The 22,188-nt window shown below is 50.8% G+C and carries 16 protein-coding genes and 1 tRNA gene; 16 read left to right on the top strand and 1 reads right to left on the bottom strand.

Annotated elements, in window-relative coordinates:
• Positions 1 to 227 precede the first annotated feature (227 nt).
• The 6 genes from V3O24_RS17040 (at position 228) to V3O24_RS17015 (ending at position 10,765) form a co-directional block, all read left to right on the top strand.
• Positions 228 to 1,610, top strand: coding sequence for an MFS transporter (locus tag V3O24_RS17040; protein ID WP_331308250.1), 1,383 nt, complete (start codon positions 228 to 230; stop codon positions 1,608 to 1,610).
• A 24-nt stretch (positions 1,611 to 1,634) separates the two neighbouring features.
• Positions 1,635 to 2,126, top strand: coding sequence for a single-stranded DNA-binding protein (locus tag V3O24_RS17035; protein ID WP_331308137.1), 492 nt, complete (start codon positions 1,635 to 1,637; stop codon positions 2,124 to 2,126).
• Positions 2,127 to 2,715: 589 nt separating this feature from the next.
• Complete coding sequence (locus V3O24_RS17030; protein ID WP_331308136.1) at positions 2,716 to 4,785, top strand: N-6 DNA methylase; 2,070 nt, start codon at positions 2,716 to 2,718, stop codon at positions 4,783 to 4,785.
• On the top strand, positions 4,782 to 6,092 hold the full coding sequence (locus V3O24_RS17025) for a restriction endonuclease subunit S (RefSeq protein ID WP_331308135.1): 1,311 nt from the start codon (positions 4,782 to 4,784) through the stop codon (positions 6,090 to 6,092). The genes V3O24_RS17030 and V3O24_RS17025 overlap by 4 nt, the downstream gene beginning before the upstream one ends.
• A gap of 284 nt (positions 6,093 to 6,376) precedes the next feature.
• The gene (locus V3O24_RS17020; RefSeq protein WP_104424611.1) at positions 6,377 to 7,426 is read left to right on the top strand and encodes a PDDEXK nuclease domain-containing protein; all 1,050 of its coding nucleotides are present in this window, start codon (positions 6,377 to 6,379) and stop codon (positions 7,424 to 7,426) included.
• A 114-nt stretch (positions 7,427 to 7,540) separates the two neighbouring features.
• Positions 7,541 to 10,765: a type I restriction endonuclease subunit R gene (locus V3O24_RS17015; RefSeq protein WP_331308134.1), complete on the top strand. Its 3,225-nt coding sequence runs from the start codon at positions 7,541 to 7,543 to the stop codon at positions 10,763 to 10,765.
• Positions 10,766 to 10,853: 88 nt separating this feature from the next.
• On the opposite strand, the gene V3O24_RS17010 is transcribed toward V3O24_RS17015, so the two are convergent.
• The gene (locus V3O24_RS17010) at positions 10,854 to 13,067 is read right to left on the bottom strand and encodes an EAL domain-containing protein (RefSeq protein ID WP_331308133.1); all 2,214 of its coding nucleotides are present in this window, start codon (positions 13,065 to 13,067) and stop codon (positions 10,854 to 10,856) included.
• Between the two features lie 446 nt (positions 13,068 to 13,513).
• On the opposite strand from V3O24_RS17010, the gene V3O24_RS17005 reads away from it, so the two are divergent.
• The 10 genes from V3O24_RS17005 (at position 13,514) to V3O24_RS16960 (ending at position 22,074) form a co-directional block, all read left to right on the top strand.
• Complete coding sequence (locus V3O24_RS17005) at positions 13,514 to 14,863, top strand: Na(+)-translocating NADH-quinone reductase subunit A (RefSeq protein ID WP_104424614.1); 1,350 nt, start codon at positions 13,514 to 13,516, stop codon at positions 14,861 to 14,863.
• Complete coding sequence (locus V3O24_RS17000; protein ID WP_331308132.1) at positions 14,863 to 16,065, top strand: NADH:ubiquinone reductase (Na(+)-transporting) subunit B; 1,203 nt, start codon at positions 14,863 to 14,865, stop codon at positions 16,063 to 16,065. The genes V3O24_RS17005 and V3O24_RS17000 overlap by 1 nt, the downstream gene beginning before the upstream one ends.
• Positions 16,058 to 17,032 (top strand): Na(+)-translocating NADH-quinone reductase subunit C, encoded by a 975-nt coding sequence (locus V3O24_RS16995; protein WP_331308131.1) that lies wholly within the window; start codon positions 16,058 to 16,060, stop codon positions 17,030 to 17,032. Before V3O24_RS17000 ends, V3O24_RS16995 begins: the two co-directional genes overlap by 8 nt.
• Positions 17,029 to 17,709 carry an NADH:ubiquinone reductase (Na(+)-transporting) subunit D gene (locus V3O24_RS16990; protein WP_104424617.1) on the top strand — a complete coding sequence of 227 codons (681 nt, stop codon included), beginning with the start codon at positions 17,029 to 17,031 and terminating at the stop codon, positions 17,707 to 17,709. The genes V3O24_RS16995 and V3O24_RS16990 overlap by 4 nt, the downstream gene beginning before the upstream one ends.
• A complete protein-coding gene (gene nqrE / locus V3O24_RS16985) occupies positions 17,709 to 18,317 on the top strand; it encodes an NADH:ubiquinone reductase (Na(+)-transporting) subunit E (RefSeq protein WP_104424618.1) in 609 nt (202 codons plus the stop codon). The genes V3O24_RS16990 and nqrE overlap by 1 nt, the downstream gene beginning before the upstream one ends.
• Before the next feature lie 12 nt (positions 18,318 to 18,329).
• Positions 18,330 to 19,550, top strand: coding sequence for an NADH:ubiquinone reductase (Na(+)-transporting) subunit F (nqrF, locus tag V3O24_RS16980; RefSeq protein ID WP_104424619.1), 1,221 nt, complete (start codon positions 18,330 to 18,332; stop codon positions 19,548 to 19,550).
• 142 nt (positions 19,551 to 19,692) lie between these two features.
• Positions 19,693 to 19,887, top strand: a complete 195-nt coding sequence (nqrM, locus tag V3O24_RS16975; protein WP_104424620.1) for a (Na+)-NQR maturation NqrM — start codon at positions 19,693 to 19,695, stop codon at positions 19,885 to 19,887.
• A gap of 89 nt (positions 19,888 to 19,976) precedes the next feature.
• Positions 19,977 to 20,372, top strand: a complete 396-nt coding sequence (locus tag V3O24_RS16970) for a CBS domain-containing protein (protein WP_104424621.1) — start codon at positions 19,977 to 19,979, stop codon at positions 20,370 to 20,372.
• Positions 20,373 to 20,459: 87 nt separating this feature from the next.
• Positions 20,460 to 21,923 (top strand): exodeoxyribonuclease I, encoded by a 1,464-nt coding sequence (sbcB, locus tag V3O24_RS16965; protein WP_331308130.1) that lies wholly within the window; start codon positions 20,460 to 20,462, stop codon positions 21,921 to 21,923.
• A gap of 74 nt (positions 21,924 to 21,997) precedes the next feature.
• Positions 21,998 to 22,074 (top strand) — tRNA-Met (locus V3O24_RS16960).
• The last annotated feature ends 114 nt before the right edge of the window (positions 22,075 to 22,188 follow it).

The following is a 22,188-nucleotide window of genomic DNA, read 5'->3' as shown; positions in this document are numbered from 1 at the left end:
GGTTGGATTTATTGACGCAGATTACAGCGCTGTTTAGTTAAAGCACAAATGAGCGGGTGCGATAAATAAAGCTTGTTATAATGCACGCCATTAAAATAATGAGATAAACCACCGGCTTAGTAAGGTTCGCAGCGCTTACCTATGCTGACGCTGGAAAACGGTGCGCGAGGCGTGCCCAACATTTCTTGATAATTCTGGTTCAAAAGGAGAAGCTGGTTTTGACAACAATGCAGGACATTACAAGTTCGATGACTTCATCGGAAAAACGCGCTACATGGTCGCTGGCAAGCATTTACGCGTTGCGGATGCTGGGGCTGTTTATGATTTTGCCGGTGTTATCTTTATTCGCCGAGCAGCTTGAGGGCTCAACGCCTGCCTTGATCGGTCTGGCGATGAGCATTTACGGTTTGCCCCAGGTTCTGTTGCAAATCCCTTTCGGCCTGTTGTCGGATCGTTTCGGCCGTAAAAAAATGATCATTATCGGCTTGGTGCTGTTTTTTATCGGCAGCGTGATCGCGGCGCTGTCGACGACCATTTACGGGGTTTTGGTGGGCAGGGCTTTCCAGGGCGCCGGTGCGGTTTCGGCCGTCATTATGGCCTTGGTGGCCGATTTGACCCAGGAGGTTCACCGCACTAAAGCGATGGCGATTATCGGCATCAGCATCGGCGCGTCGTTCGGCGTCGGCATCATAGCCGGGCCCGTTATTTCCGGCTTCGGCGGTGTACAGGGCGTGTTTGGGGTGACTGCGGTGCTGACCTTGTTGGCTATCTTGGCGATTATTTTTGTCGTACCCGATCCGCAAAAGTCCAAATTGCACCGGGATGCGGAAGTCGTGCCCGAGGAAATGCTGCATGTGCTGAAAAATCCTGATCTGTTGCGCCTGAATTACGGCATCTTTACCTTGCACCTGATTTTAATGGCCATCTTTGTCGTGGTGCCGTCATTGATGAGGAAGGCCGGATTAGTGGCGGGGCATGAATGGATGGTTTATTTGCCGGTGTTTGTTATTTCAATGACATTCGCGGTGCCGTTCATCATCCTGGCAGAAAAGAAACGCAAAATGAAGCAGGTGTTTCTGGGCGCCATTGCGGTGCTGGTCATGGCTGAATTGGGTTTGTCGGCAGTTCAACAAAATTTGGCCGGGATTATCGGTTTCTTGTGGCTGTTTTTTTGCGGTTTCAACCTGCTGGAGGCGACATTGCCTTCCTTAATATCGAAGACTGCGCCGGCTGATTTGAAAGGCACCGCGATGGGCGCTTATTCAAGTTCGCAATTCATGGGGCTTTTCATGGGCGGGCTCGTCGGCGGCTGGTTTAACGGCCGGTTCGGGGTTAGCGCGGTGTTCTTGTTTTGCGCCGCTGCCGCGTTCAGCTGGTTGCTGGTGTCCTTATGGATGAAGCCTCCGCGCTATGTGGCGAACCTGTTGATAGCGCTGGAACAACTCAGCGAGCAGGACGCCAACGAATTTGCTGCCGAAATGCTTAAACTGAACGGTGTAGAGGAAATCACGCTGCATTATGAAGAAGCATTGGCTTATCTTAAAGTCGATAACCAGCAGCTGGATAAAGATCAATTGCAAGGTTTGATCGCGCAATACGTCAACGCATAATCGCGACAACAAGGGGAGAGATAGATGCTTAATAAAGTGATGTTGATAGGAAGGCTGGGTGCAGACCCGGAAGTTCGTTACATGCCGAGCGGCGGGGCCGTTACGACGCTGAGTCTGGCGACCTCCAGGCGCTGGAAAGACCGGCAAACCGGCGAGCGCCGCGAAGAAACAGAATGGCATCGGGTGGTAATGTTTAATCGTCTGGCCGAAATCGCCGGCGAATATTTAAAAAAAGGCAGTCAGGCCTATATCGAGGGCCATATTCGCACCCGAAAATGGCAAGCTCAGGATGGCCAGGATCGCTATACGACCGAAATCGTAGCCGATTCCATGAACATGCTGGACAGCCGTAGCGGCGGCACTTCCGATTTTGGCGGCGACCATGCGCAGGGCGGATATTCCGCGCCATCATCGAAACCCGCCAGCCAGCCGCAGCAATCGACGCCGCAAAGCAGTCCCGGTTCCATGCCGCCGCCACCAAATTATGACGATTTCGATGATGATATTCCGTTCTAGGGTATACCCAATGTCGTATAGTTAAGCCGTTCGTGGTGAGCCCCATTCGGTAAACTCATGACAGGCTTCGACAGGCTCGGGGCGAACGGAACAAGTCGTAACTGATGTTACGCAGTTATTCGAATTTAGACTGCGTTAACATTTTTATTATTAAAAGTGTCGCTACCGCGACAATTATTTGAATCGGGTTCTCGCACCCGAAGGCGAGTTACTTTCTTTTGCTTCGCCAAAAGAAAGTAACCAAAGAAAAGGCGACCCGGTTGCCGCTTGCTTCCTGCGCTCCTCGCTTTTATCGAGGGTCCGCAGAAGGGGCTCCTACCCCTCTGCTGACGTGCGGCATCCCTGCCGCACCCCTAACGGGCTGTTCTCGATAAAAGCTCCGGTGCTCGGCGCGGCAAACGGGAGAAATACCATCCGTGTGTAACATCAGTTTTGTAAATATAAACACATAAGGCTTTGTCCTTCATGATTTTTTAATCACTCTTTACCCTCTGTGAACAGAGGCTAGGCCAAGCGATGATTGCATGTTCGCAAATGATTCACCTGCGCTTTTATCGCCTGAACCGGACAAATAAAATAAACGGAATTCATGAACAAAGACCAACTCAAAAAGCTTGAAGCCGATTTGTGGAGCGCGGCGGACAAGCTGCGCGCGAACTCAGACCTCAAAGCCAGTGAATACTCGACCCCGGTGCTGGGGCTGATCTTCCTCAAGTTTGCCGACAATAACTATCGCCGCCATGAGGCGGAGATCATCGCCGAATACCAGGAACTTAAAGGCTCCCGCCGCGAGAAACCGGTTTCTGAAATCGCGATCGAGAAATGCGGCTTTTACCTGCACGACCATGCGCGCTACGACTACCTGCTGAACCTCCCGGAAGAAAAAGACATCGCCAAGGCGCTCAAGGAGGCGATGAAGCTCATCGAGGAATACAAGCCCGAACTCGAAGGCGTGCTGCCCAAGGACGAATATGCCGCGCTGACCCGCACCGACAAGACCCTGCCGCAATCGCTGCTGCGCACCTTCGCCGACATACCCGCCGATGCCACCGGCGATTTGTTCGGCCAGATTTACGAATATTTCCTGTCCGAATTCGCGCGCAGCGAAGGCCAAAAGGGCGGCGAGTTTTTCACGCCGCGTTCCGTGGTACGGCTGATGGTCGAGATCATCGAACCGCACGGCGGCAAAGTGTTCGATCCCGCTTGCGGCTCCGGCGGCATGTTCGTGCAGTCTGCCCAGTTCATCGCGGAACACCGCAAAGAGCTGAAAGGCTCGGAAAGCGGCGTGTACGTCTGCGGCCAGGAAAAAACGCGCGACACCGTCAACCTCGCCAAAATGAACCTCGCGGTCAACGGCCTGCGCGGCGAAATCAAGCAGGCCAACACCTACTACGAAGACCCGTACCAAAGTTTCGGCGCATTCGATTACGTGCTCGCCAATCCCCCGTTCAACGTGGACGACGTGAGCCTGTCCAGCGTGGAGAAAGACAGCCGCTTCAACACCTATGGCATCCCGCGCAACAAATCGAAAGTGAAGAAAGCCGACGAAGGCAAGGAAACCGTGCCCAACGGCAACTACCTGTGGATCAACCTGTTCGCCACCTCGCTTAAAGACCAAGGCCGCGCCGCGCTGGTCATGGCGAATTCCGCATCCGATGCGCGCCACTCCGAAGCCGACATTCGCAAGACGCTGATCGAACAGAACCTGATCTACGCGATGCTGACGCTGCCCTCGAACATGTTCTACACCGTCACGCTCCCGGCCACGCTGTGGTTCTTCGACAAGGCCAAGACCGACGACAAAATCTTGTTCATCGATGCGCGCAACATCTTCACCCAGATAGATCGCGCCCACCGCGAATTCAGCGAAGAACATATCCAGAATATCGCAATCATCAGCCAGTTGCACAAAGGGCGGCGCGACAAATTCGTCCAGCTGATAGACCGCTATTTCGCGGCAGGCATGCAGCGTCTGGTCGAGAACAAAACCAGCGTCGAACCCGTCTGTGCGCAACTGCTCGAAGTGCTGGATGATGCAGGTGGCAAGCAGGCCGTGGGCGAACTGGTGCAGCAATGGGCGAGGCTGGCGAAACTCAAAACCCGCTACGCGCAATACCGGGAAAAACATGCTGATGAGACAGCCGTGGACAAGAAGAACAAGGCGCAGCAGCAATTGCGCGAGGCGTTCGATCCTTTCTTTGCCGCGCTGCATGAAGGCTTGAAACATTTGGACAAGGTCGTGCGTAAGCATGAGAAGCAAGCGGCCGAACAGGCGCAGGCAGAAGGAAAACGCGGCACCACCGACCGCAAGACCAATGCTCTCAAGGGCGCGTTGGAAGAATTGCACAAGGAAGTAAAGAGCGCCGAAATCTTCTACCAGCACATCCACTGGTTGCAGGAACGCTTTCCTAAGGCGGAATATGAAGATGTCACCGGTCTGTGCAAGCTCGCCAGCCCGGCGGATTTGCAGGAGCAGGACTATTCGCTGAATGCCGGGCGCTATGTCGGTGTAGTGATTGAGGAGGATGGTAAGACGGAAGAAGAGTTCATTGATGAGTTACTGGCGATGAACGAAGAACTGACCAGCCTGAATGGTTCGGCGCGAGAGTTGGAGGTAGTGATAGGTCACAACATAAAGAACTTGGTAGGTGAATCATGAGTTCTTTTAATGCTTTCCCAATTGGCTGGCATGTTAAAGAAATTGCAGATGCCGATATAACTATCATTGATGGTGATCGCGGTGCGAATTACCCAAGCAAGGATGAATTTGCTAACGAGGGGTATTGCCTGTTCTTGAACACAGGGAATATTAAAAATGATTGTTTTGATTTTTCATCCTGTGATTTCATCACTGAAAATAAGGACGCTCTACTTCGCAAAGGAAAACTGCGTAGAAAGGACGTTGTATTAACCACCAGGGGAACTGTTGGAAGTGTTGGTTTCTTTCACAACAATATTTCGTATGAGCACATAAGGATTAACTCCGGCATGGTAGTTTTAAGGTGTGCCGAGAGCGTATCTCCTTACTATTCCTATCACCTATTCAAATCTCCACTGCTTAAAACGCAGTATTCGTTGTATTCATCCGGGGCAGCTCAGCCCCAGCTACCCATAAAAGATCTAAAGCGAATCAAACTCCCGATACCTCCACTATCTGTTCAAGAAAAAATCGCGGCGATTCTCTCGGCGTATGACGAGCTGATCGAAAATAACCAGCGGCGCATCGTGCTGCTGGAAAAGATAGCCGAGGAAATCTACTGCGAATGGTTCGTTCGCCTGCGCTTCCCCGGCCATGACAAGGTGAAGGTCATCAAAGGCGTGCCGGAAGGCTGGAAACTGGTGAAATTGGAGAAAGCATTTGATTTTACTGGCGGCGGCACCCCAACAAAGGAAGTCAGTCGTTATTGGGATGGCGGGGACGTGAATTGGTTTACACCTTCAGACATTACAGGCGCGAATGGCATTTTTCTGGAACGGTCTGGTAACCAATGTACCGAGGAAGGTTTCAATAAGAGTTCAGCCAAGATGTTTCCGGCATATTCGGTGATGCTAACAAGTCGTGCCACCATCGGTGCTGTCGGAATCAACCTAACTCCAGCTTGCACAAACCAAGGATTCATTACTTGCATCCCGAATGCACAGTATCGTTTATCGTATCTGTATCACTGGATAAAACTGGCGAAGCCGCATTTTGAGTTGCTGTCCGGCGGAGCAACCTTTGCCGAATTGACGAAAGGTACTTTCAAAAAGATTGAAATTCTTACTCCGCCCGAAAAGCTAGTAGAAAAATTCGATGAGCTTGAGTCCCCGATCTTCAAAGCTATTGAGAGGTACCATAGACAGAATACCAAGCTAATCGCGACTCGTGATCTATTACTTCCTCGCCTCATCTCCGGCAAACTCTCCGTCGAAAACCTCGACATCCAGTTCCCGCCCGGCATGGAGGAGGTTGATCATGCAGTCTGAGATTACTCTGTTAAAGTGCCCAAGAATTAAAGAAGTAGGCCGGAATAAGTCGGTTCGAGCGGTAGCGAGAACTGGCGTTTCCGGCAGAAATCCCCAAATTCGCCGGAAACGCCACCTCGCGCTATGCGCTTGGATGGCCTTATTCCGGCCTACTCCCGAGCTGGCCATTGCTGAGTCCATGCCAATGGTGACGATCTTGAGTAGACTTGTGCATAAAAACGAGAGCTTGGGAAGGCGCATAAATTCCGACGTCCAGTTCCTGCCCGGCATGGAGGAGTTCGCTCATGAGCACTGACCACCAACAGCCCGTGACGGCAAGCGGCAACTTGCTCGGCGATATCCGTGCCATTCTTTTTCAGGCGCGGCAGAAGGCTTATTCGGCAGTCAATTTCGCCATGGTGGAATCATACTGGCACATAGGCCGCCGCATCTTCGAGGAGGAACAGCAAGGGCAGCAGCGCGCGGAATATGGCGCGAGTATTCTGCGCGAATTGTCGCGCAGCCTGAGCGGCGAATTCGGCAACGGCTTTTCTTATTCCAACCTGAAAAACTTCCGCCAGTTTTTCCTTACCTATCCCGATTATGGAAAAGGCTACGCACTGCGTAGCCAATTGAGCTGGACCCATTATCGCCTGATCATGCGGGTGGAGAATCCCTCGGCGCGGGACTTCTACATGAACGAGGCGGCTGATCAGAACTGGAGCTCGCGCGTTTTGGAACGTAATATCAATACGCATTTTTACGAGCGCCTGTTGACTTCGCCCGATAAGCGGGCTGCGCTGGAAGCGGCGGGCGCATCCGAACCGCACCAGCCGGGCGACTTCATCAAAGACCCTTACGTGCTTGAGTTTCTGGGCATCCCGGAAAGTCCGGCAACCTTGGAGCGGGACATCGAGCAGGCCATCATGGACAACCTGCAAAAATTCCTGCTGGAGATGGGCAAGGGCTTTGCCTTCATCGGTCGCCAGTTTCGCATCAGTACCGAAACCAGCCACTTTTACATCGATCTGGTTTTTTACAATTACCTGCTCAAGTGTTTCGTGCTGATCGACCTCAAGGCGGGTAAGCTGACGCATCAGGATGTCGGGCAGATGGATATGTACGTGCGTATGTTCGATGATCTCAAACGTCAGCCTGACGACAACCCCAGCATCGGCCTCATTCTGTGCTCCCAGCACGATGAAACGGTGGTGCGTTACTCGGTGCTCAAGGAGAGCGAGCAGTTGTTCGCGTCGAAATACCGGCTGGTTTTGCCGACGGAAGCAGAGTTGAAAGCGGAGATGGAGCGGGAGTTGAGGTTGTTGCCGGAGATGAAGGGTGCTGATAATGAATGACGAAGTAACCGTAGTGTGGGCTACGCCCACCATGACTGCCCTGTGCCCTTCGATGTTGCTCAGGAGAGCCTTGCCAAAGCGGTCTGGCATAGCCAGACAAGGCTTCTAGCTCTTATGCCTAACTTCATTTCCGAAGACCAAATCGAGCAAGCGCTGGTGCAGAAGCTCCAGCATCTGCACGGCTTCGACGCGCTCGACTGTTACACGACTGACGCGGAAGATTTGAACGACGGCTCGAACCGCGCCAACAAGCGAAATGTGATTTTGTCCGACCGGGTGCGGGAAGCTGCGATTCGCCTGAACCCGGACATCCCGGAAACAGCCATAGACAGCGCGCTGGAAAAATTGCTCGACCGGCGGCAGGCAATGACTTTGATCGCCGCGAACCGGGAAATCTACGGCCTGCTGCGCGACGGCATCCCGGTGGAATTCGACAACGCGCAGGGTGTGCGGCAGCAGGAGCTGGTGCGGTTGCTGGATTTCAACGCGCCGGACAATAACCGCTACTTGGCTGTCACCCAGCTCTGGATCAAGGGCGAGCGCGGCTTCCGCCGCCCGGATGTGTTGCTCTACGTCAACGGCATTCCGCTGGTGTTCATCGAGCTGAAAAACTCGAACGTGAAGTTGCGCAACGCCTATGACGACAACCTGACGACCTACAAAACGGAGATTCCACAGCTGTTCCTGACCAATGCTTTTTGCGTGCTGTCCAACGCGATGGAGACCAAGGTGGGCAGCATCACGGCGGAGTGGGAGCATTTTTTCAACTGGCTGCGCGCGGATGACGAGAAGCAGAAGATCGACCGCGCCGCGATACGCGAACAGGGCATCAGCCTGGAAGGCGTGATTGAAGGCTTGCTGCCAGGGCAGCGGCTGCTTGATTACGTGGAGAATTTCATTCTCTACTACAAGGACAGTTCGAAGATTATCGCGCAGAACCACCAGTTCATCGGCGTGAACCGGGCCTACGACGCCTTTCTCAGGCGCGATGAGCTGGCGGGCAAGCTGGGTGTGTTCTGGCACACGCAAGGCTCGGGCAAGAGCTTCTCGATGATTTTTTACGCGCGTAAAATCTTCCGCAAACAGACCGGCAATTTTACTTTTGTGGTGGTGACGGACCGCGACGATCTGGACGGGCAGATTTATCGCAACTTCCTGAACACGCGCACGGTCAGCGAGGCCGAAGCCGCGCAGCCCAAGAACAGCGAGGAGATGCGCAAATTCTTAGGGCAGCACAAGCGCGTGGTGTTCACGCTGATCCAGAAATTCCGCTGGGACAAGGGCCCGGAATATCCTGAGCTTTCGCCAAGCAACGAAATTATCGTGATCGTGGACGAGGCGCACCGCACGCAATACAAGTCACTGGCGGAGAACATGCGCAAGGGCTTGCCCAATGCGAACTATCTGGCGTTCACCGGTACGCCGCTGTTGGGACGCGAGCGCAAAACCAATGCGTGGTTCGGCGGTTATGTTTCGGAGTACAACTTCCAGCAGTCGATGGACGACGGCGCGACGGTGCCGCTGTTTTACGAAAAGCGCGTACCGGAGGTGCTGAACCAGAATGAGGGCTTGAGCGAGGAGTTTTACCGGATTTTGGAGGACGAGAGTTTGGACGAAGCGCAACAGGCTAAGCTGGAGAAACGTTTTGCCAAGGAGGTCGAAGTCATCAAGCGCGACGACCGTCTGGAGAAAATTGCGCGGGACATCGTCTATCACTTTCCCCGGCGCGGCTATCTGGGTAAAGGGCTGGTGGTGTCGATAGACAAATTCACCGCCGTGAAGATGTACGACAAGGTGCAGCGCTTGTGGAAGGAAGAGATTAAAGAGTTGCGGGGACGCATCAATAAATCAGCTAACGACGTTGAGAAGAGGCGACTGAGCCAGATCGTTGACTACATGCGCGCGGTGGAAATGGCGGTGGTGGTCAGCGAAGACGCGGATGAAGAGAAGAAGTTTGCGGATCAGAAGCTGAACATCAAGCCGCACCGCGAGCGTATGAACAAGCAGGAGCACGGCCACGACATCGAATTCAACTTCAAGGATGAGCATGATCCGCTGCAACTGGTGTTCGTCTGCGCGATGTGGCTGACGGGCTTTGATGCGCCGACGCTTTCGACGCTGTATCTCGACAAGCCGATGCAGGGCCACACCCTGATGCAGACCATCGCCCGCGCCAACCGAGTCACGTCGTGGAAGATCAATGAGGTGGAGAAGCGCAACGGCGAGATCGTGGATTACTACAACGTGTTCCGCAACATGAAGCTGGCGCTGAAGGATTACGCGCAAGGCGGTGATGAGATTGATCCGCCGGTCAAGGAAAAGGCGGAGCTGTTCCGCCTGCTGGACGATGCGATTGAACAGGGTTTGGTGTTCTGTCACGAGAAAGAGGTTGCGTTGCGCGAGGTCTTGGACAGCGAGGATGTGTTCAGCAAGCTCGGGCGGTTTAAGTCATTTGCCGACACCTTGCTGGCGAACGACGAATGGCGCAAGGGTTTCAACGTGTACGAGAACACCATCACATCATTGTATGAAGCGTGCAAGCCGGAAGTGCTGGGAAGCGGCAAGGGGCGCGAGGTTGCAGTGTTCCAGTATTTGCGTGGGGTGATAGACAGTCTCGTCGAGCAGAAGGACATCGACGCGATCAGCCTGAAGATCGCCGAATTGCTGGATGAGAGTGTGGTGGTGAACGACTCGGAGGCATTCAAGGTGCGGCAATACAGCGCGGAATACCGGATCATCCAGAAGGGTAAGACCTGGGATCTCAGCAAGATCAACTTCGATAAGCTGCGCGAAGAGTTCAAGCAGGCAACCTACAAGAACATTGAAATCGCCGACCTGCGTGCTTTCCTGCAACGCAAGCTGGAGCTGATGCTGCAACAGAATGCGACGCGCACCGACTTTGCTCAGCGCTTGCAACAGATTATCGATACCTACAATTCAGGCGGCTCATCCACCGAGAACTCTTATGAAGACCTGATGAAATTCACCGAAGATTTGCGCACGGAAGACGAGCGGCACATTCGCGAGGGCCTGTCAGAAGACGAATTGGAACTGTTCGATCTGCTGAAGAAAGACAAAATGACGCAGGAGGAAACGCAGAACGTCAGGTTGGCGGCCAAATCTTTGCTGCACCGTTTGCTAGACGAGCATCCCAAGGTGCTGGTACAGGATTGGTATAAGGATACGCAGACCCAAAAGCAGGTGCGCTCTGCTGTCGAGAAGGTGCTGGACACCAATCTGCCGGAAAGCTACGACCGGGTGTTATTCCGGGAGAAGTGCGACAACGTGTTTTACCTGATGCTAGACTATGCCTGTCACGGCAGGAAGTGGGTGGCTTAGTGAATGAAGGTAATGCGAACAGGGCGCCACCGTTTTAAATTAAGTCTTTGGGAGTGGTTAAAGCCGTCTGCAATTCCCTCCGTAAACTTTAAATCTCCAAAAAACGCTCAAATTCCTCCAGCGGCATTGCCTTGCCGAGCAGGTTGCCCTGATAGGCATGGCAGCCGTGACGTTTCAGGAATGCGCGTTGCTGTTCCGTTTCCACGCCTTCGGCAATGATGTCCATGCCTAGATTGTTGGCCATGCCGATGATGGTTTGCACGACCACCGTGTCGGCAGGTTTGATCCCGATGTTGCGCACGAAAGACTGGTCGATTTTAAGTTGATCGAATGGCAGTTGCGTCAGGTAGGTCAGTGATGAATAGCCGGAGCCGAAATCATCCAATGAGAAGCCCACGCCGAGTTCTTTGAGTCTCTGCATTTTGGTAAGGGTGTCGTAGATGTTGTCGAACACCAGGCTTTCGGTAAATTCGAGTTTGAGTCGGTTTGCGTCGATTGCGGCTTTGTCCAGCAGGGTGCATATTTGCTCGATAAAACCGATGTGATGAAATTGACGCGCACTGATGTTAACGGCAAGCTGTAAATGCCGGGTGTGTGCATGATCTTGCCACAATTTAAGTTTGGCGCAGGCGGCTTCCAGTACCCAGCGCCCAATAGACTCTATCAGTCCGCTTTCTTCAGCCAGTGGAATGAACTCCAGCGGCGAGATAAAGCCGCGTTCAGGGTGTTCCCAACGCAACAGCACTTCGGCGCCGATGGTGAGGCCGTCGTGGCGCGCTTGTCGCTGAAAATAGAGTTTGAGTTGATTTTTCTCCAGTGCAAAGCGCAAATCCGCTTCCAGGGAGGCGCGAGCCGTAACCGTCTCTTGCATGTCCTGATCGAAGAAGCGCAAGGTGTTGCGGCCTGCGGCTTTGGCGCCATACATGGCGGTATCCGCCCGTTTCAGCAGTGTATTGATAGTATGCTGATGATCGATGTACAGTGTAATGCCGATGCTTGGGGTGCTTTTGTACTCGTGGTTGCTGAGTTGAAAGGACTGATTCAATGAAATAAGGATTTTCTCGCCGATGGTCTTGGCTTTTGCGGTGGCTTCTTCTGTATTTTCGCTCAGGTCTTCCAGCATTATTATGAATTCGTCGCCGCCTTGGCGAGACACGGTGTCGCCCTCTCTTACGCAGGCAATAAGGCGCTTTGCGACCTGTTGCAATAGGATGTCGCCCATATCGTGGCCCAGATTGTCATTAAGCGATTTGAAGTTATCCAGGTCAATGAATAGCAATGCGCCGTATTTTTCACTGCGCGAACTGGCCGCCAATGCTTGCTGTAATCTGTCCAGCAGCAGTCTCCGGTTCGGCAAGGAAGTCAACGGGTCGTAGTAGGCCAGTTGCTTGATTTCTTCTTCCGAGGCTTTGCGTTCGGATATATCGGTATGTAAACCGACATAGTGAGTGATGACGCCTTCGCTGTTTTTCACCGCGTTGATGGTCAGCCATTTGGGATAGATCTCACCGTTTTTGCGCCGATCCCAGATTTCACCCTGCCAGGAACCGGTACGATTGATACAGTTCCACATTTCGGCGTAAAAGGTCTCGTTGTGGCGCCCCGAGTTGAGGATATGCGGCGTCCGGCCTATCAGTTCGTCGGCTCTGTACCCGGTGATGTCGGTGAAAGCCCGGTTGACCTGTAAAATCACTTTATCGGCGTCGGTGATCATGATGCCTTCCTGGGCCTCAAAGGCGACGGCGGCTAGGCGCAATTGCTCTTCGGCATACACGTTTTTGCTGATGTCGGTCAGCGTAATGCGTAGCGCCGGGGTTTTGTCTTCAGTCATTACCGGCAGGCAGTCCAGATGGGCATGAAAGTGACTGTCGCCGCGTTTCAGCAGCAGTTCAAAATTTTTCAGTTCTCCCTCGTGTCGGAGGGCGGATTTGAGCAGAAGATGCCAGCGGTCGCTATCTTGATGCGCGACCAAAGTTGCGAGCTGGCAGTTGAGCAGATTATTGCGTTCCAGTCCGAACAGCCGGGCGGCGGTAAGATTGAGTTCGACAATCCTGCCGTCAGGGGCGAGGGTAAGATAGCCAACGGGGGCGAACTCATAAAGGTCCAGGTAACGGTTATGGGCTGTTTCCAAGGCGGCTCTGATGCGCTGTAACTCTTCGTTTTGCATCTCCAGTTCAATTTGATGCGCCCGAAGCTCGTTCAGCAGTTCTTCTACGGAATGAGACGGCGGCCCGGCCGGCCGGTCTCCGGTCTCTGTATGCAGCTTTGGCCGTTGTTCCATTTCGGTGGGTTTGTTTGGCACGTAAGCTCCTTACTGTCTATACAACCGACGCGGCTAAAAAAGCGGCTGTTGTCATATTTAACTGTCTGTAGCATAGGAGGATCGGTGTCGCCAAGCAATAAGCGTAATTACTTAGCGGGCGAGTCATCTATTGGTCCGTGACCTGGTTTTGATGCGCCGGAGCGATGAACAGGTTACGGTCTATCTTCGTGACTGTTGATGACGCAAATAGAAAATGCCGATGCCTGTAAGTAATCGCGATAAAAGTCAATGAATTGATTACGCATGATTTTTGCGTTATTGCATTTGTTAAAAAGACTTTCCGGTAAGCCTCGCTGCTGTTGAGAATGCCCGGTTTTTGTGGTTTAATGCCAGCGTTTTACGTCTTAATGCGCCTCTTGTTTTATTTGTATTTGAAATGAAAGGATGGTTTCGCCGCAACTTGATTGGAGAGCAGGCTATTAACTATGCAATTTATTATTAAAAAAGGTTTGGATCTACCGATTACCGGGGAGCCTGAACAAGTTATTGAGGATGGCAATAAGGTTAAGTCCGTTGCTATTCTGGGAACAGATTATGTAGGTATGAAGCCTACAATGCTGGTTAGCGAAGGTGATGAGGTCAAACTTGGGCAGATACTCTTTGCCGACAAGAAGAATCCCGGCGTGAACTTTACTTCGCCCGGAGCGGGTGTCGTTAAGTCCATTAATCGCGGCGCCAAGCGGGTTTTGCAGTCTGTTGTGATAGAACTGAAAGGAACGGCGCAGGAGTCGTTTGCAAAATACAAGGCTTCCGAATTAAATGATTTGTCGGCAGAGCAGGTTAAAGAAAACCTGTTGGCGTCGGGGCTGTGGACATCGTTACGCACACGCCCTTACGGCAAAGTCCCTGCTGTAGACAGCAAGCCCCGTTCTATTTTTGTTACCGCAATCGATACCAGTCCGTTAGCCGCAGACCCTGCGGTTATCATTAAGGATCGAGGCGATGATTTTGCCAATGGCTTGGCGGTTATCGCCAAGCTGACAGAAGGCAAGACATACGTTTGTAAGGCGACCGGCGCCGATATTGCCACCGGTAATGCGCCGGTAACCGTTGCCGAGTTTTCCGGTCCCCATCCTGCCGGGCTGCCCAGCACTCATATTCACTTGATTGATCCGGTCAGCATCGATAAGTTTGTCTGGCACCTGAATTATCAGGCGGTGATCGCAATCGGCGCGTTATTTACCACCGGTAAAATCAATGTCGAACGCGTAGTTTCATTAGCCGGGCCTACGGTTAAAAAACCACGATTGATTCGTACCCGTGTCGGCGCCAACACTAACGATTTGGTTGCAGGTCAATTGGAAGAAGTCGAAAACCGGGTGATTTCCGGTTCTGTGCTGTACGGACATCTTGCGGCGGATTGGGCGGCCTTTTTGGGTTGTTACAGCACTCAAGTTTCAGTATTGCAGGAAGGTCGCGCTCGCGAGTTATTCGGCTGGATTGTTCCAGGCAAAAACAAATACTCGGCGCTCAATGTTTACACATCCAGCGTTGATCGTAAGTTGAACCGTAAGTTTCCATTAACAACCGACAAAAACGGCAGCAACCGGGCGATTGTTCCTGTTGGCGTTTATGAAGCCGTCATGCCGCTGGATATTTTGCCTACACCGCTGTTAAAAGCGTTGGTAGTAGGTGATTCCGATCAGGCTCAATTATTAGGCTGTTTGGAATTGGATGAGGAAGATGTGTCCTTATTTACGTTTGTGGATCCCGGTAAACACGACTTTGCTCCTGTTTTGAGAGCGAACTTAACTAAAATTGAGAAGGAAGGATAATGTCGCCTAGAGAAATTTTAGACAGCATGGAGCCGCATTTCACCAAGGGTGGGCGGTTCGAAAAGTATTACGGCCTCTACGAGATGGTCGATACTTTTATCTATACGCCGGCTGATGTGACGCGCGGCACCACGCATGTTCGTGACGGCAATGACCTGAAGCGAACCATGACTTTTGTCGTGATTGCAACGTTTTTTTGTATTCTGATGGCCTTGTATAACACCGGCTATCAGGCCAATTTAGCTATGGCAAATATGGGCTTGGAACAAGCTCAGGATTGGCGTCGTATTCCGATGATGATCTTCGGCTACAACACGGCCAATCCGTTTTCCAACCTGGTTCACGGCGCCTTGTATTTTCTGCCTATTTATATAGTTACGTTGGCTGTCGGCGGCGTGTGGGAAGTATTGTTCGCGACCGTTCGCGGTCATGAAGTGAACGAAGGCTTTTTGGTGTCTTCAATGTTGTACACATTGATTATGCCGCCCGATATGCCTTTATGGCAGGTGGCCTTGGGTATTTCTTTCGGTATCGTTATCGGCAAGGAAGTATTCGGTGGCACCGGTAAAAACTTCTTGAATCCTGCGTTAACCGGACGGGCGTTTTTATATTTTGCGTATCCTGCGTCTATTTCGGGCGATGCCGTCTGGGTTGCGGTTGACGGCTATACAGCGGCGACGCCTTTAGGTTTGGCGGCGAACGGCGGTCTTGATGCGGTTTACGCGGCTAATTACAGCTGGATGCAAAGCTTTTTCGGCTTTGAACCGGGCTGTCTGGGCGAAACTTCAACACTGGCTATTTTTATCGGCGCGGCATTTTTGTTGTACACCAAGGTGGCTTCGTACCGCATCATGGGCGGCGTATTTGCCGGTATGGTGGCGACTTCGTTGCTGTTCAATGTGATCGGCAGCGACACCAATCACATGTTTGCGATCCCCTGGTACTGGCATTTGACGATGGGCGGCTTCGCTTTCGGTATGGTTTATATGGCGACCGATCCGGTCAGTGCGGCGATGACCGATACCGGCCGCTGGATATTCGGGGCTTTGGTCGGGACTATGACGGTTTTAATCAGGGTTGTTAACCCGGCATTCCCGGAAGGTATTATGCTGGCAATTCTATTTTCCAACATGTTCGCGCCTACGATTGATTATTTTGTCATTCAGGCCAATATCAGAAGAAGGGTGAAGCGTCATGCTTAATGAAAATACTCAAAATGCCGGTCAAGGAAAGCTTTGCGCTGCGCTTGAGAAATGTGAACATTATCAAAAGTTTCGTGCGGCGCTTGATAAGTGCGAGCATTACCAAAAATTTAAGGCTTACTGCGTCAAGGTTCTGGCCTTAAGCAATGATAGCCTAGAAAAAACCATCGCCATTGCGGTGGCATTATGTTTGGTTTGCGCGGTATTGGTATCGATGGCGGCGGTTGCCTTAAGACCGCTACAAGTCAATAACAAAGAACTGGACATGAAAAGAAACATCCTGGATGTTGCCGGTTTGCTGACTGAAGGCAGTGATATTGATAAAGCCTTTGCGGAAAGGATCGAATCGAAGCTGGTTAATCTGGAAACAGGCGATTATGTGGATAGCATGAACGCCGACGAGTACGACCAACGCAAAGCGGCGAAAGATCCTGCGCAAAGCGTCGCGATTCCTAAAGACAAAGACATTGCGCATATCCGTGTTAAGGCGAAAGTCGCTAAAGTCTTTTTGGTGAAAGAGGGCGGTGCAATCAAATCGATTATTTTGCCTATCAACGGTTATGGATTGTGGTCGACTTTGTACGGCTTTTTATCTTTAGATCCCGATGGTCAAACCGTACAGAGTATCAATTTCTATGATCAGGCGGAAACTCCGGGATTGGGTGGTGAAGTGGTTAATCCTACTTGGCGTGCGTTATGGAAAGGTAAAAAAGTCTATGCCGAAACGGATCAGCCTTCCCTGGAGAAAGGCTTGATAGAAGAAGCTGATATAGGTGAGCCTGCGTTGAGCTTGATTAAGGGCGCGGTTGATAACACCAAGCCAGGCTCTGAGTATCAGGTTGACGGGCTTGCGGGCGCATCGCTGACCAGCACCGGCGTAACCAATTTAATTAGATATTGGATGAGTAAAGAAGGCTTTGCGCCGTATTTGGCAAAAGTCAGAACGGTTAAAGGAGCGAAATCATGAGCGAAATTTTAAATGACGAAACTAAAAAAGTATTGATCGAGCCGCTGATTGAAAACAATCCCATCACCTTGCAGGTGTTGGGTATCTGTTCGGCGTTGGCGGTTACTTCACAAATGTCCACTTCGCTGATTATGGCGTTGGCATTGACGATGGTGACGGCATTTTCCAGTGCGGCAATCAGTGCGATTAGAAACCATATTCCCAGCAGCATACGGATTATCGTGCAGATGACCATTATCGCTTCTTTGGTTATTGTGGTGGATCAACTCTTGAAAGCGTTTGCTTATGAAATCAGCAAGCAATTATCGGTGTTTGTCGGTTTGATTATTACCAACTGTATCGTGATGGGGCGCGCTGAAGGCTATGCGATGAAAAATCCGCCTTTGGAAAGTTTTATCGACGGTATCGGTAACGGCTTGGGCTACAGTTTGATTTTGATTATCGTGTCTTTTGTCCGTGAGCTATTGGGCTCGGGCAAATTGCTGGGGATTGAAATCTTGCCTTTGATAAAAGATGGCGGCTGGTATCAACCCAATGGTTTGATGTTGTTGCCTCCTAGCGCATTCTTTTTAATCGGTCTGCTTATTTGGGCGGTGCGCCAATGGAAACCGGGGCAACGGGAACAAGTGGAATTTAAAATTATGTCGATTGCTCACGGTGAAGGAGGGCATCACTAATGGAAGCCTATATCAGCCTATTTATAAAGGCCGTATTTATTGAAAACTTGGCGCTGTCCTTCTTTTTGGGCATGTGTACTTTTATCGCGGTCTCGAAAAAAATATCCACTGCAATGGGTTTAGGCATTGCGGTTATGATGGTGCAAATTATCACCGTGCCTGCGAACAACCTGATCTATCACGCGCTGCTAAAAGAAGACGCGCTGTCATGGATGGGCGTTAAGGGCGTGGATTTGAGCTTTTTGGCGCTGTTAAGCTGTATCGGCGTGATTGCCGCTTTAGTACAGATTCTGGAAATGATTTTAGATAAATTCTTTCCGGCCCTGTACCACGCGTTGGGTATTTTCTTGCCTCTGATTACAGTAAACTGCGCCATTTTGGCGGGTAGCTTGTTCATGATCGAGCGCGACTACAATTTTCCTGAAAGTGTCACTTACGGCGTTGGCAGTGGTTTTGGTTGGGCGTTGGCGATCACCGTTATGGCGGGTGTACGCGAGAAACTCAAATACAGTGATATACCGGCCGCCTTACAAGGCCTGGGCATTACTTTTATTACCGCGGGTCTGATGTCGCTTGGCTTCATGGCTTTTTCTGGCATCCAACTTTAAACAGGTCACAACATGCTTGAAATTCTTTTAGGGATTATTCTTTTTACGGGCATTGTTATCGCGCTGGTATTTGTCATAATCGGTGCGAAAAACAAATTGGTCGCAGAAGGCGATGTGGAAATTCTGATCAATGACGAAAAGAAAATTCATGTGCCTGTAGGTTCGAAGTTATTAACCGCGTTGGCGGATAACGGTTTGTTCGTTTCATCGGCTTGCGGCGGCGGCGGTACTTGCGGGCAATGCAAGGTGAAAGTCAATTCAGGCGGCGGAGAAATTTTAGCCACTGAATTAAGCCACATCAGCAAACGGGAAGCGGCTCACGGAGAGCGTCTTGCTTGTCAGGTTTCGATTAAGCACAACATGGACATTGAAGTCGAAGACAGTGTCTTCGGCGTCAAAAAATGGGAATGTACGGTTAAATCGAATCATAACGTTGCGACTTTCATCAAGGAGCTGGTGCTGGAGTTGCCGAAAGGCGAAGAAATCAACTATCGCGCCGGCGGTTACATTCAGATCGAATGTCCTCCGCACGTTTCCAAATACAGTGATTTCGATGTCGAAGAACGCTTCCGCGACGATTGGAATAAGTTTAATTTGTGGCGTTATGTCTCTACCGTAAAAGAGCCTGCATTGCGCGCTTATTCGATGGCGAGTTATCCTGAAGAAAAAGAAATCATGCTGAACGTGCGTATTGCGACACCGCCTCCAGGCGCGCCGGATACCGTACCTCCAGGGATCATGTCTTCTTTTATCTTTAACCTGAAGCCCGGCGATAAATGTATTGTTTCCGGTCCTTACGGTGAGTTTTTCGCTAAAGACACTCAAAACGAGATGGTCTTTATCGGCGGCGGCGCGGGTATGGCCCCGATGCGTTCGCATATCTTCGATCAATTACGCAGGCTGAAATCCAAGCGTAAAATGAGCTTCTGGTATGGTGCGCGTAGTAAGCGGGAAATGTTCTATGTAGAAGATTTCGACATGCTGGCCAAGGAAAATGATAATTTTGAGTGGCATGTTGCGCTGTCTGACCCGTTGCCGGAAGATAACTGGACGGGCTATACCGGGTTTATTCATAATGTTCTGTTTGAAGAATACATTAAGAATCATCCGGCGCCGGAAGATTGCGAGTTTTACATGTGCGGACCTCCGATGATGAACTCGGCGGTGATCAAGATGCTGTTGGATAATGGCGTAGAGCCGGAAAATATCTTGCTGGATGATTTCGGCGGATAAGCAATCTTGAGATTCTATCTTTTTTTTAAAGCTTGTTTTTCGCAAGGATAGAATCGGAAGCATCAAATCAAACGAGGAGTGCGGCTAGTACCACTCCTCGTTTTTTTATTGTGGGCCTTTACAAACTTTACGGGGTGATACCATGGCTTATTTTCTAGTGACTTTTGTGTTTATGGCTGTTGTTGTTGCCATTATGGCGGTAGGTGTTATCTTCGGTAGACGCGCTATTAAGGGGTCATGCGGCGGAGTGGCGAACGGCGGTGATTGTGTTTGTGTGGAAAAATGTGATAAAAGAAAGAAAATGGATGCGGAGGCTCGTTTAAATCAGGGATTGTAGGCTGGCTCTAACTATCCGGTGCTTCTTTTTCGGTTGTTGGGCTACGCTGTAAAGCTTCCGGTTTTTATAACAACAATCAGGAGTTCACGATGCTGGCAAAAATTGCTGTTGCAGATTACATGTCGAAAAGATTGGTTACGCTTGCCAAGGACGCCAATATAGTCGACGCCGTAAAAAAATTACTGGATCATAAAATCACCAGTGCTCCGGTTGTCGACCAGAGAGGCCAGTTACTGGGTATGTTTTCGGAAAAGGACGTCATGAGAATTGTTTTGGAGGCGGTCTACAACCAAAGTATGAGCGGCAAGGTTGGCGACTATATGAGCACGGAAGTCGTTAGTGTCGACGCCGAGGCCAGTATTGTCGATTTGGCTGAGAAGTTTGAACAGACGTCGGTCAGAAGTCTTCCTGTTTTTCAGGATAATGAGTTGGTTGGAATTGTCAGTCGTACAGATGTCTTAAGGGCTTTGGCTTCAAGCAATTAAGGTTGTCAAGCTGGGCGCAACGGCTCCTGCAATATAGGCATCGCCTAAAGCCTCTTGGGGTTTCATTGCCCGCAATGGTCGAAAATAATGAGTGGTACGCAAACCTTTTATTGGCATGACTACGAAACATTCGGTACGGATCCTAGAAGAGACAGGCCTGTTCAGTTTGCCGGGATTCGTACCGATTTTGATTTCAATATCGTAGACGATCCTTTGGTTGTCTACTGCAAACCGGCGGCAGACTGCCTTCCTCATCCCGAGGCCTGTTTAATTACCGGAATCACCCCTCAGTTAGCCGAGCAAAAAGGCGTTTGCGAAGCCGAATTTATTCGCCTGATTCATCAGCAATTGGCTCAGCCCAATACCTGCACTCTTGGCTATAACAGCCTTCGTTTTGATGATGAAGTTACCCGGAATTGTCTCTACCGTAATTTTTATGATCCCTACGCAAGGGAATGGCAAAATGGCAACTCCCGCTGGGATCTGATCGATGTGGTCAGGGCGGCCAGAGCCTTGCGGCCTGAGGGTGTTGTATGGCCGGTTAACGAACAAGGCGGTCCCAGTTTCAGGTTGGACCAGCTTACTCAGGCTAACAATATAGCCCATGAGGCGGCGCATGATGCGCTTTCGGATGTCTACGCAACCATCGCGATCGCCAAGCTGGTCAAACAAGCGCAGCCTAAACTCTACCAGTTTCTGCTTCAACATCGGATCAAAGCCGAAGCTCTTAACTTGCTTCAGTTTGGCAGTTTTAAGCCGGTGGTGCATGTTTCAGGAAAATATCCCGCATCTAAACATTGTTTAGCCATAGTGCTTCCTGTTTGTAAGCATCCTGCTAATACTAACGGCGTGATCGTCTATGATTTGTCCATTGATCCCGGGCCTATGCTGGAGCTGTCCGTCGGGGAAATTCAGCAAAGAATTTTTACGGCTACCGCCGATCTGCCGGAAGATGTGGCAAGAATTCCGCTAAAAACCGTGCATATCAACAAATGTCCTGTCTTGGCGCCAGTGTCTGTTATCAGGCCTGAAGATGCGCAGAGGCTGGAAGTCGATCTGGCGCTGTGCTATGCCAACATCGATAAGATTAAAGCGGCTATCGGATTGGCTGATAAGGTGGCGGCAGTTTTTAGCGGCCAAAACTACGCCGAACAGGGCTCCGATCCTGATTTGGAAATTTACAGTGGCGGTTTTTTTTCTGAAAGCGATAAAGGTCAAATGTTTAAAATCAGAAATATGCAACCAAGGCAATTAGCGGACTCTACATTCAAATTTATCGATAGCCGGTTGCCGGAAATGTTGTTTAGGTATCGTGCCAGAAATTACCCGGAAACCTTGAGGGCTGATGAGCTGCAAAACTGGAATGCGTTTTGTGTTAGCCGGTTAAGCAGGCGTCAAACGGGTTCCGGTATTGTGCTTGATGATTATTTCAGTCGATTAGATGAGTTGCGCCGAGACGAAAATGTAAATAGGGAAATCATTAATGCTTTGGAGGATTATGCGTTTGAGAAAATGCGCAAATTTGGAATTAAACAGGCTGGGACAGCGTAATTATTAGTATATAGAAGCTAAAGTAATAAATAGCTTGCTAAATCCTGAGAATGCCCTATAATGCACAAATCAATCGCGGGGTGGAGCAGCTTGGTAGCTCGTCGGGCTCATAACCCGAAGGTCGTAGGTTCAAATCCTGCCCCCGCTACCACATAGGACTGCATGGATGCAGGAGTTAGAGCGCCGCATGAAGCGGTTGCCGAGAACCCCATTTTGGGGTTTTTTGTTTTCTGGGCTTTGGTGATTTGGAAGTCTGTAGATGATT

Origin of the sequence: Methylobacter sp. Wu8 (genome assembly GCF_036440755.1) — a bacterium.
GTDB lineage: Bacteria > Pseudomonadota > Gammaproteobacteria > Methylococcales > Methylomonadaceae > Methylobacter_A > Methylobacter_A tundripaludum_A.
This window is presented reverse-complemented; position numbering and strand designations above follow the sequence as displayed.

Bases quoted from the DNA above. Each gene is read 5' to 3' on its own strand.
- V3O24_RS17040 (WP_331308250.1), top strand. From the start codon at position 228: ATGCAGGACATTACAAGTTCGATGACTTCATCGGAAAAACGCGCTACA.
- V3O24_RS17035 (WP_331308137.1), top strand. From the start codon at position 1,635: ATGCTTAATAAAGTGATGTTGATAGGAAGGCTGGGTGCAGACCCGGAA.
- V3O24_RS17030 (WP_331308136.1), top strand. From the start codon at position 2,716: ATGAACAAAGACCAACTCAAAAAGCTTGAAGCCGATTTGTGGAGCGCG.
- V3O24_RS17025 (WP_331308135.1), top strand. From the start codon at position 4,782: ATGAGTTCTTTTAATGCTTTCCCAATTGGCTGGCATGTTAAAGAAATT.
- V3O24_RS17020 (WP_104424611.1), top strand. From the start codon at position 6,377: ATGAGCACTGACCACCAACAGCCCGTGACGGCAAGCGGCAACTTGCTC.
- V3O24_RS17015 (WP_331308134.1), top strand. From the start codon at position 7,541: ATGCCTAACTTCATTTCCGAAGACCAAATCGAGCAAGCGCTGGTGCAG.
- V3O24_RS17005 (WP_104424614.1), top strand. From the start codon at position 13,514: ATGCAATTTATTATTAAAAAAGGTTTGGATCTACCGATTACCGGGGAG.
- V3O24_RS17000 (WP_331308132.1), top strand. From the start codon at position 14,863: ATGTCGCCTAGAGAAATTTTAGACAGCATGGAGCCGCATTTCACCAAG.
- V3O24_RS16995 (WP_331308131.1), top strand. From the start codon at position 16,058: ATGCTTAATGAAAATACTCAAAATGCCGGTCAAGGAAAGCTTTGCGCT.
- V3O24_RS16990 (WP_104424617.1), top strand. From the start codon at position 17,029: ATGAGCGAAATTTTAAATGACGAAACTAAAAAAGTATTGATCGAGCCG.
- nqrE (WP_104424618.1), top strand. From the start codon at position 17,709: ATGGAAGCCTATATCAGCCTATTTATAAAGGCCGTATTTATTGAAAAC.
- nqrF (WP_104424619.1), top strand. From the start codon at position 18,330: ATGCTTGAAATTCTTTTAGGGATTATTCTTTTTACGGGCATTGTTATC.
- nqrM (WP_104424620.1), top strand. From the start codon at position 19,693: ATGGCTTATTTTCTAGTGACTTTTGTGTTTATGGCTGTTGTTGTTGCC.
- V3O24_RS16970 (WP_104424621.1), top strand. From the start codon at position 19,977: ATGCTGGCAAAAATTGCTGTTGCAGATTACATGTCGAAAAGATTGGTT.
- sbcB (WP_331308130.1), top strand. From the start codon at position 20,460: ATGAGTGGTACGCAAACCTTTTATTGGCATGACTACGAAACATTCGGT.